Source organism: Nitrobacter hamburgensis X14 (genome assembly GCF_000013885.1).
Taxonomy (GTDB): domain Bacteria; phylum Pseudomonadota; class Alphaproteobacteria; order Rhizobiales; family Xanthobacteraceae; genus Nitrobacter; species Nitrobacter hamburgensis.
The window spans coordinates 901,761-910,162 of record NC_007964.1; the positions used below are offsets into that span (position 1 = coordinate 901,761).

The window sequence follows — 8,402 nt, forward strand, 5'->3', positions numbered from 1 at the left end:
CGTCGCCCTCACGACCAGTTGAGGATCAGCGTGCCGGGAACGTCCGGCCGCAAATAGGTCGTCTGCGCTGGGAGCAGACGCTCCGATGAGGCGCTTTCCGGCCCTTGAATATGCAATCCTGAATGCGCCAGCGGCGCGACGCGCGCGGGCGCGGCGGGGACGAAGACCAGCGGACGCCCCTCTTGCGCCTGCTCGCGCAGGTCGTGCACCGCATTAGCAAGGCGGACCGGGTCCTGAAGGACCGCGTCGGAGATGCCGCCGAAGACATCGACATCGACATGATCGACGCCCGGCGAGCCCTGGATGAGCGCGATCAGCTCCGAGCGATAAGCAGGGCGCGCAAGGCCCCGCCGCGCAAACGAGAAGGCCTCGGCCAGCAGCGCGCGCACGGCCGCGTCGACGGCGACTCGGTCCATCTCCGGCGCGAACGCGACATTCGCCTGCACGAGCAGGGTCACGCGTTCGCGGACCGCGACGACCACCGGCAGCGCCGGATCGCCATAGCGCGCATAGGCGTCGATCAGCGTGCCGGTGAGCAGGTCGTCGGGCGCGATTGGAGCGTCGTCGATGCCGGCGATTGTCACGAAGACGGTGCGGTGGCGTCCGTCGGAGAGCATTGCCGCGCGCACATCGCCGATGCCGGCAAAGGCGCGCGCGAAATGTTCGTAGTCCTCGACACTGACGAGCCGCGACTGCGGCGAAAGGGCGAGGGTGGGGACAGGCGTATTGCGCCGGATCGCTTCGGCGCCGTCGCGATCGGCGCCGCCGCTCGCAGACAACGGGTTGACGACGCCGCGCACGCCAAGCGGACGGGTGGTGGCGAGGCTGATCTGACCGAGGTCGACGTTGCCGACGGCGCCGATGCCGACGCGATAGGTCGCGCGGACATTCTCCGCGCCGGTCGGCAAGCGCATGCCGGTCTTGCCGTCACCGCTCTCCGCGGTGCCCGCGCCGCCGGCATCGACGCTGAGCTGATAGACATGCTCGTTGGGACCGGCGTCGATCAGCGCGTCGACCTGGCCTAGGGCGATGCCATTGACCTCCAGCCGCAAGGTGTCCGCGACCCCGCTCGTCGTCGGCGCCGCGACGAAGGTCAGGGGCTTGCGGCGCAAGGCGAACCGCTGGAACGCCTGGCTCGCATCGCCGGAGCCCAGTGTTTCCTGCACCGTTTCGCCGTGCGTGGCGATAACGACATTGCCATGGACGGTCGTCGCCGCGCGCCGGTACCGGAAGGTCAGCGGAGCGGTGAGGCGCAGCACCGTGTGCGGCGTGTCGCCGGGCGATCCCTTGATCGCTTCCTGCGTGACCGCGGCGACCTTCGCCTGTTCGCCTCCGGCCACGCCCGGCACGACGTTGTCGCCCACCATGATGTCGGCGCGTTCGCCTTTGACCACGATCGCACGGCCCGGCGCGAGATCCGGATAGAGGCTGTCGAGCATGATCGTATCGCCCTCGACGAGGTCGTCGAGCGGCTCGGGCGCCAGCGTCACCGCCTCGCTCTGGACGGCGTAGAGGATCTGGCGCAACAGCCGCACCGTGCCGCCACGCTCGTTCATGATTTCGGGAAAGCCGAGCGGCTCGTCGTTCTCGAGACCCACCACGTCGAGCCGCGTGACTCGCGCAGTCAACCCGTAGTTGGACCGCGCTGTCGCCTGGACCTCGCGCACCCGACCAAGGCGAAGAAGTCGCGTGTCGGATTCGCTCGTCGCCGGGGCGTCCATCAGGGCGAAGCCGCCGCTCTGCACGCCGTCCGCAAGCGCATCGAGGAAGACGTGATCCCGGTCGATCGGCGCGATCGATACGTCATCCACTTCTCCCTTGCCGTCGGGCATGAGCGCCGGCGCGTTGCTGCCGAATGCGCCGGCGACGAGGCGCAGCAGATAGCAATCGGGCGCGTGGCTCACCGTCACGTCGTTGACGGGCAGCCTGCTCCAGGCCGAATAGAGCGCGGCGCCGACGGCGGGTGAGTCCCTCGTGAGAAGCGCAGTGCGGGTTAGGCCCGCCGGACCGAGCGTATCCGTGACGGCGCGAGGTCCGCCCGCCGCGACGCGCCCGGCGAGTGTCCTGGCCCCCGCGAGAATGGCGTCGAGGCTGGCGCCTCGCCGGCCCGACACCTCGGCGTGCGGCGCCTTCACGATCTCATCGAAAATCTCGTAGAGCTCGCGCTCCCTGTCCGACACCACGCGTTTGGCGTCGTACGCCGAGGCGCCGAGAAAATAGGAGGCGATGCCGCGGATCGCGCTGGCGGTGCTCGGGTCGCCGGACACCGCGACGGCCTTGTCGAGATAGGCGAGCAGACGGTCGGCGAGTTTGGCGGTGAGGCCGAGGCGCGGCTTCAGTGTGAGAAGGACGCAGTCTGCGGCGATATTCACCTTCACGGCCGCGACCTCGCGCACCACCTGCCAGCCTTGTTTCGATCCGAACACCATTAGCATCCGCTCGCCCGGACGCGCGACCGTCTGCACACCGGCGAGTTGCAAGGTGCTGCGCAGCAGCGCATCGATGCGATCGATCGGCGGCAGCCAGTTCTGTCGCGGCGCCATCTCGCTCCATTCGGCGCGAGCTTCAAGCGGCTGTATCGTCTCGAAGCTCTGCATCTGCTCGCCTGGCTTTGGCACCGACTGGACCCGGGCGCCTGCGGAAATCATGACCGGCTGCGCGCCGGGATCGAGCAGATAGGCGAGGGCAACGCTGGCCGACACGCCGGGGCGCGGAGCATAGCCGACCTGCGCCGCGAGTTCCCGCAGCGACCGTTCCTCGCGCGCCGTGCGCAAATAAGTCTCGTTCGAGAACCGGTCGCGGTAAAACGTCAGGACGTCCGCGATCATCGCCCAGCCGTCGAGAAGGGCGATGGCAGGGTCGTTCGTCTCGCGGGTTCCGAACGTGCGCAACGCGGGTGCGTCTGCAGATGACAGCGCACGTGTCGCGGCCGCAAAGAAGGCGCCATGACCGCCGATGCGCGTATCGATGCGCGCCAGGCCCGGTCGGTTCGCGCCCGCCCCGAGCGAAAGCGTTTCCGCACCATTGCAGTTGGACTCGCAGCCGCAATCCATGCGCGCGCCGCAGGCCGCGCAGGTGGCGGATGTCGCACCCGCGCTCATCGTCCGCCCACCACGCGCATGGAAAAGCTGCCACGTTCGGGAAAGTCAGGATCGCTGTCACACTGCGCTATCTCGTCGTCCGCAATGGGGATGACGCCGGTATCGAGTCGCGTGATCGTGCCTGGTTTGACATCGTCAAGACGCGAGAAGCGGGTCAGTTCGACATGGGTGACGCCGTCGAGCTCCTGGATTGCCGCCACGATGCGCGAGGCGTGGACATCCCTGCCGAAGACAAGCCGGTCGGGATGGAACATCGCCGGCGTCCCGTCGGGAAGAGAGCCGGCCGACATTAGCGTGCGCATCGCTCGGCTCACGTCGTCGCGGCGATAGGCGGGATCGACGCAGACATGGGCGGCGATGCGCAGCGGCACGCGTCTTACCTGTGTGATGGCGACATCGTGACCGACGCGCCGCAACGCCGCGATCCGTTCCAGCGTGCTTGCGGCGAGGTCGTCGTCGCGGACATGAGCGGCCGTGATGTCGAGCGCGACATTGGCCTCGTAGCCGATGCCCGTCCAGGCGAAGCTGCCCTGCGCCCCCTGTATGCGCGGATCGCGGCCGGCGATCGTCGCATAATCGAGCGCTGTGATGGCCCGCTCCAGCGCGCGGCCATAGGCATGCGGCGCGCGGCGGCGGACTTCCTCGATCGATTCCGGCTCGGTGCCGCCCTGCGCGGCAAGCGGATTTCTCACGGTGATGGAAATGCCATCGAGACCGGTGCTGTGCAGCGCCATCATCGCGATGCTTTCCGCGCCGACATTGCCGATGCGGCCATTGCCGACGCGGTAGCGCGCCCGGAAGCGCGCGCCCGCTGGAGGTATCGCGCCACATTCGCCATCGCCGAAGCGCAAATGCGCGCGCCCGGCATCGTCGATCTCGACCACGAAATGTCTGTCGTCCGACGCACTGTCGAGCAGATCGAAGCGCGCGATCCAATCGAACGTCGCCGGGAAGGCCATCGCTGGTGCATCGAGCACATCAAGCGCCATGTCGAGCGTTACTTGCGCGACTACCGTACGCACATCCTGCGCGAGCATGGCGGCGGCCGGGATGCGCGCATCGCAGGGCGCGGGCGCCGCGCTGCAGATTGGGGTCTGTTCGAGCGTCATCGCGAACGGCGCAGGCACGCGGAGGACGTCGGCGGCGATTCCTTCACAACGGCAGCACTCGGCGCTTTCCACCCAATCCACCAGCCAGCGGTCGTTTTTCTCGATCACGGTGCGGCCGTGGTCGACGAGGATCACATTGCCGCGTGCGACCGCTGTCTCGACGATGCGGCAATAGGGCGCGTCGCCGACAAGCAGTGTGAGCGTAAAGCCGACGCTCGCTCCTGCAGGAGTGGTGACGGAAAGTCCGACTATGTCGGCGCCGGTGAACTCCGCATCGGCGGTATAAGTCAGAATGCCGTCCGCATCGAGGGTCGCCCTGCCGTGACGCGGCATCGTCTCGATCGCGATGCCACCTTCGGGAAGCGGGTCGGCCGCAGCGTCCCGGGCGGAAACGACGATAGTGCCGCCACGCGCGAGGCGCAACGCATCGATTGCGTCGGGCGCGGTCCAACTGGACACGCGCAGCGCGAACGGAAGCGCGTCGGCGCGACCCCATTCGACTTCGAGAAGCAGCGTGCCATCGAACGGATCGACGAGTTCTTCGACACGCGTCAGCCGGACGGGCCAGCGTTTTGCGGGATCGGCATCGGCCGCCGCGCCGGTCTCAGCGCCGCGTATTTCCTCGAGGATCAGCAGGTCGCCCGGCTGCAGGGCGAGCCGCCGCACCGCGCCGCCTTCGAGGGGCCGCGCACCGTCACGTAACGTCGCGCGGGTTGCGCCTTTCGGCAGACAGAATTCGCTTTGCCGCCACGTGTGGAAGGAGATGCTGCTGTGCGCGGCGCGCAGGCTGATGCGCGCGTCCGGCGCGCACGACATCGGCTCAAAAATCAGGGTCGCGCCGTCGAGCCGCGCGGGAGTTACCAGTCCGGACAGTGGCGAAAGATCGCTCGCATCCGCCGCCGCGAACAGAAAGTCGGACGCCAAGTGGTCGAGAAGGTCGCCGCCATCGATCTCGACGCACACAAAGGCGCGCGCATTGCAACCTTCGTGCATTCGGTAGTCGAGCAGGCGCGCATGGCGGCGCATGGAGATGCGCTTGCGGGCGGTGCCGAGATAGGCTTCGGTCGCAACGGCATCGAGCTGGTAGCTCAGCCGGTCGCCGACATAGGCGAGTAGTTCGACCAGCGATATCTGCAGGTCGGGCAGATGTCGCTCCTGCCAGTCGGGCATTGTGAGCGCGAGACGATCGATGAGAAGCCGGCGAAAGCCGGCGAAATCGCGCGCGAGATAATCGATGGCGATGTCCGGCGGCCGCGCCTCCGGGCCGCAGGGTGGGGGCAGACAATCGTCGTCGCTCGGACAGTCGAGATGGAAATGAAATTCCGCGCAGGCATAGCGCGGATCGACGCCCGCGGGGACGGCCGCGACCATCGGCGCATTCGGCAGCGGAACGAAAGAACAGGTTGCATCGTCGGTCGCGGGCGGCGCGACGAGGCACAGGCAATAGGCCGAAAAATCGCCCGTTCGGTCGAGTGTCACCCGAAGGCACGTGCCCTCGTCCTCGTGTTCCTCGAAATCGACGTCGGTGACGGCAATGCCGGTGATGCGGGTGCCGCCGGTCACGACGACATTCTCCAGCTTCAACCCCCCCGGCACCGTGCCGAAGAGGCGCACACAAAGCGTCACGCCGTCGTCATAGACCTCGATGTCGTCGATGCCGCAGAGTGTGCCGCTCGCGCGCACCAGTTCGCGCCGCTCGTTGCTCGCGCAGGTGGCGTGCAGGGCGTCGCAGCCGGTCATGCGAGGCTCCGCGAGAACTGGTCCGTTGCGAATTGTCCCGTGCCGCGCAACGCCCAGACAAGCGTGACGGTTAATGTCGCATCCACCGCATCCGCCGACAGCGAGTCGATCTCGATGACGTCGCCGAGCCATCGCTCGAGGCCGGAGCGCGCGGTGAGTTGCAGGGCGGCGGCGAGTTCGGGGCTGTTGGGCGCGAAGGGATATTGCAGAAGCCCCGATCCCATTTCCGGGCGCATGACCCGCTCGCCCTGCTGCGTGAAAAGCAGCGTCTCGATCATGTCGCGCACATGGATTGCGTAGCCGGAGCCGGCAGTGCGCCCGTTGGCGCCGATGCGCAGCGGCATGGCCGCATTGAACGGCGCGCTCATGACGCGAAGACCCGCATCTGGCCGGCGGGCGGCGCGACAAGCGGCTGGCCGGTCGGCACGCATTGGCCAAGTGCCGGCACAATGACGGCGGGGCCGAGCAAGCCTGCGGCCGAGACCATGACGCGGGTCGTGCCGGCCGAAAAGCGTCCCGTCGCGCAGGGCGGCGAACTGCCGGACGCCGCAAGGCTGCATCCGGCGATCGCATAGACGGCGCTGAGCGGCACAACCGGCTGGCCCATGATAAAGACCCGCGTGGAGAGCGGCGCGGGCTTGCCCATGCCGCCATGCGAGCAGGTCACCTGATTGGTCGGAAGGGCTACGTAGCCAGGCATGGCGCGCTTCCTTTCATTTGGTTACGAGGAGGGCAGCGGCGGCGGGCACCGCGCCGGCGGGATCGCCGTTCACCTGCACCGTCGGGCCGAAAATGCGCACGCCCGTCATGTCTATGGCGATGCAGGCGGTGGTGTTGCCGATCAGGACGCCGCCAGTCGGCAGGTAAGGCAAATATGGCGTGTCGGTAACGACCAGCCCATGCTGCAGCAGTGTCTGGAGCGCGAAGATCGGCATGAGGGGCGCGCTGGTCTTGGCGACGGTCGGCGTCTCGGCGGGCGATCCCCACCAGCAACCGACCCAGATCGGATAGTCGGGCAGGCCCTGCTCGAACTCCACCCAAACTTTCGCGCCGGGCGGCGGCACGATCAGCGAACCGAGTTGCATTCCGGCCCACGGAAGACACGGCCGCGCCCAGCCGGTGATATTGGGACCGTCGCGGTCGACCACTTCCACCATCAACCGGCCGCGCCGGTCGGTGTCGGGCACCGGCAGCACCGTCCCCCGATATTTGCCGTAGTAGCGTTTTGCGCCGCTGATCGGATCGGACGCGGGTGGTTCATCATCGTCGTCGGGGCGAACGCTGTCGACGAAGCCGTATTGCGCCATCGTTTTTCTGCTCATCGGTCGCGTTCCTTATCCCCAAGGCTCGAAAGCGTTGCGCGAAAGGGTGAAGCGCTGCTTGTATTCGCCCGGCCGCAATTCGTGCGTCACGCTGCGCACGTAGTGTATCCCGTCGTGCGGGACGCCCGCGCCGGCCACCGACACAAGCTGACGCGCACGCAATGCGCGGCCAAGCCGCAGCACGTCGAGCGAGCCGCTGGCGCTGACGACTTCGGCGGCACGCGCGGCCTTGGCGAGCCCGATCATGATCGCCTGCGGCAGCGAGAATTTCGCCATCCCGGTCAGCGGCTCGGCGCGCAGCGGGATGGGCCAGCGCTTGCCCATCGGCGGCGACAGCGGATTGACGTCCGGCACCGGGATAGGGATCGGAAGATTGAGCGGCATCCGCTCGTCGTGGAGCAGGAACACGAACAGCGACTTGGCGAAACCGTCGTAACTGAAGCTGATGTTGTCGACGTTGCTCATCGCGTCGCTGTTGACGAACAGCGTTGTCTGCGACGAGCCGACCTTTATCTCCGGTCCCCAATAGGCGATCGACATGCCCGGCAATGGTCCCGGATCGATGTAGAAGACATAGCCGACAGACTTCGCGAGATAGTTCACGTATTGTAGGTCGGTGCCCATGTGGCTCGGGATGTATTGCGTAGGCAGCGGCACATCGATGTTGATGCTGGGCGCGACGGTCGGCACCATTCCGAGCGGCAGGTATTTGGCGAGGATCAGTGCGACGCGTGCCTCCGGCGGCATAGCCGGATATTTCATCACCCAGCTCAGATCGACGGTGTCGAGCAGGCGCGACAGGTCTTCCCCCGTAATGTTGAGCTGCGATGCGCCGGGTTCGTTCGCGGACGTCACTTCGTGGCGCGTGATGACGCCGTCCATCAGCACGATCGGCGAACCGCCGACCATCGCCGTCAGGACGACGCGCTGCGGCGGATCGAAGAAGCGGTTGCGGAATTTCTCGCGGACCAGCGAATTCTTGCCGTAGGCGAAGCTGAGCGTGAAGCCGCTGCGTTGCTCGGTCGCCTGCGTCACCTGCGCCGACACAAGCGCCTCGGCGAGTTCCGGCGCGATCGGCGAAGGCGCGACCGCCCCCATCATGATCTGAAGGCTGATGCCTTTCAGCATGG

At 67.2% G+C, this 8,402-nt stretch carries 6 protein-coding genes; all 6 read right to left on the reverse strand.

Annotated features, from left to right (window positions below; translation table 11 throughout):
- Positions 1–8: 8 nt before the first annotated feature.
- The 6 genes from NHAM_RS23865 to NHAM_RS04260 are packed head-to-tail and all read right to left on the reverse strand — an operon-like array spanning position 9 to position 8,400.
- The gene (locus NHAM_RS23865; RefSeq protein ID WP_011509396.1) at positions 9–3,101 is read right to left on the reverse strand and encodes a putative baseplate assembly protein; all 3,093 of its coding nucleotides are present in this window, start codon (positions 3,099–3,101) and stop codon (positions 9–11) included.
- Positions 3,098–5,950: a putative baseplate assembly protein gene (locus NHAM_RS04240; RefSeq protein WP_041357689.1), complete on the reverse strand. Its 2,853-nt coding sequence runs from the start codon at positions 5,948–5,950 to the stop codon at positions 3,098–3,100. The genes NHAM_RS23865 and NHAM_RS04240 overlap by 4 nt, the downstream gene beginning before the upstream one ends.
- Positions 5,947–6,318 (reverse strand): GPW/gp25 family protein, encoded by a 372-nt coding sequence (locus tag NHAM_RS04245; RefSeq protein ID WP_198136991.1) that lies wholly within the window; start codon positions 6,316–6,318, stop codon positions 5,947–5,949. Before NHAM_RS04245 ends, NHAM_RS04240 begins: the two co-directional genes overlap by 4 nt.
- Entirely contained in the window at positions 6,315–6,650 is a 336-nt protein-coding gene (locus tag NHAM_RS04250; protein WP_041357691.1) for a hypothetical protein, read from the reverse strand. The genes NHAM_RS04245 and NHAM_RS04250 overlap by 4 nt, the downstream gene beginning before the upstream one ends.
- A gap of 13 nt (positions 6,651–6,663) precedes the next feature.
- A complete protein-coding gene (locus tag NHAM_RS04255) occupies positions 6,664–7,272 on the reverse strand; it encodes a phage baseplate assembly protein V (protein WP_011509398.1) in 609 nt (202 codons plus the stop codon).
- Between the two features lie 12 nt (positions 7,273–7,284).
- Positions 7,285–8,400, reverse strand: coding sequence for a hypothetical protein (locus tag NHAM_RS04260; RefSeq protein ID WP_011509399.1), 1,116 nt, complete (start codon positions 8,398–8,400; stop codon positions 7,285–7,287).
- Positions 8,401–8,402: the final 2 nt, after the last annotated feature.